This window comes from Anaerolineales bacterium (assembly GCA_022866145.1).
Classification (GTDB): domain Bacteria; phylum Chloroflexota; class Anaerolineae; order Anaerolineales; family E44-bin32; genus PFL42.
In genome coordinates, this window is record JALHUE010000496.1 from 1 (window position 1) to 1,705 (window position 1,705).

Sequence of the window (1,705 nt, forward strand, 5' to 3'; positions counted from 1 at the left end):
GCTCATCCGTTCTGCAACAACGCCAATGCCGCCATCCGGCGGCGATTGTGGCTGGAACACCCCTACGACGAAAGCCTGAGCGGCCTGGAGGATGTTGAGTGGGCGTCCTGGGCGATGCAGCAAGGATGGAAGGTCGCCTATGAGGCTGCGGCCGAGGTGATCCACGTCCATGACGAGGCTGCGGGGGAGCTCTACAATCGCTACCGTCGGGAAGCGATGGCCCTGCGCCGGATCCGACCGCAGGAGCGGATCACCTGGCTGGATGCTGCACGGCTGTTTCTCAGCAATGCCGGCACGGACCTATGGCACGCCGCCCACGACGGCCGGCTTCGTGGCGAGGTGGCCGGGATCCTGAGCTTCCGCTTCCTGCAGTTCTGGGGGAGCTATCAGGGATGGCGCATGGCCGGAGGCCTGACCAGCCAATTGAAGCAGACGTTCTACTACCCGCGTGGTCTGAGTCGCGCAGTAGACCCTTCCGCCCAAAGGGTGGATCCCATCGCTTATGACCGTTCGGTCAGCGGGAGGCCTGCTGACAGAGATGGGCCGCCGCCCGCGCCGGGGGCAGAGTGAAAGCCAGGCTGGCCTCGAAGCGGAGCAGGGTGGCGGGCCAACGCTTGGCGGGAGGGGTCGGGTTGAACAGTCACGCCTGCGGATGGCCCGGCCGAGGCAGGGGAGGGTCGGAATCTTGAGCGAACTCGAGATCGTCGCCCTGGTGCCGATGCGCCACCACAGCCAGCGCGTGCCGGGCAAGAACTACCGTCTGTTGAATGGCCGTCCCCTGTATGCCTACATCCTGGACAGCCTGCTGCAGTCTGGCGCCGTGTCCCGCATCGTGGTCGATACCGATAGCCCAGAGATCCGGCGAGGGATCGGCGAAGCCTTCCCGGCGGTGACGCTGATCGACCGGCCTCCGGAGTTGCGGGATGGCTCGATCTCGATGAACCGGGTCCTGCTGCATGACGTGGCGGCCAACCCGGCGCCTTTCTACCTGCAGACACACAGCACCAACCCGCTGCTCTCGGCCGGCAGCATCGCGGCGGCGGTCCACGCATTTCGCCAGGCGTTGCCGCAGCACGATTCGCTCTTCAGTGTCACTCGCTGGCAGAAGCGTTTGTGGGACGCTGCCGGCAACCCGGTTAACCACGATCCGGCCGTACTGCTTAACACCCAGGACCTGCCGCCTGTGTATGAGGAGAACTCCTGCCTGTATCTCTTCGAGCGCGAGGGGTTTCTCCGCCGCAAGAACCGCATCGGCGAGCATCCGTTGTTGTTCGAGATCCCCGCAAGGGAGGCGTTGGACATTGATGATGAGGAGGAGTTCCGCCTGGTCGAGGGCCTGCTGGCGGGCCGAGGTTGAGCGATGGCAAAGCAGCAGTCGATTCCTGGCGCAGGGGAGAGCGGGTTGAAGGTTCTGGTCTCGGCGCCCTATCTGATCCCATCCATGGCGAGGTTCAAGCCGCTCTTTGACACGGCCGGGATCGAGACCTGGATCGCGCCGGTGGAGGAGCGGTTGGAGGAAGAGGCTCTGCTCCACTACGCCGGCAAGATCGATGGGGCGATCTGTGGTGACGACCAGTTCACCTCCCGGGTTCTCCAAGCTTGCGCACCCAGACTGCGAGTGATCTCCAAGTGGGGCACGGGCATCGATTCCATCGATCGTGAGGCGGCGACCCAACTGGGCATCCAGGTGTACAACACACCCGAC

The 1,705-nt window shown here is 64.6% G+C and carries 3 protein-coding genes; all 3 read left to right on the top strand.

From position 1 onward, the window contains the following. On the top strand, positions 1-570 hold a 570-nt coding region (locus tag MUO23_14515), incomplete at its 5' end, for a glycosyltransferase family 2 protein (GenBank protein ID MCJ7514162.1). A gap of 115 nt (positions 571-685) precedes the next feature. After that, positions 686-1,357 carry an acylneuraminate cytidylyltransferase family protein gene (locus MUO23_14520; GenBank protein ID MCJ7514163.1) on the top strand — a complete coding sequence of 224 codons (672 nt, stop codon included), beginning with the start codon at positions 686-688 and terminating at the stop codon, positions 1,355-1,357. A gap of 3 nt (positions 1,358-1,360) precedes the next feature. Next, a partial coding sequence (locus MUO23_14525; GenBank protein ID MCJ7514164.1) for a hypothetical protein occupies positions 1,361-1,705 on the top strand: 345 nt, incomplete at its 3' end.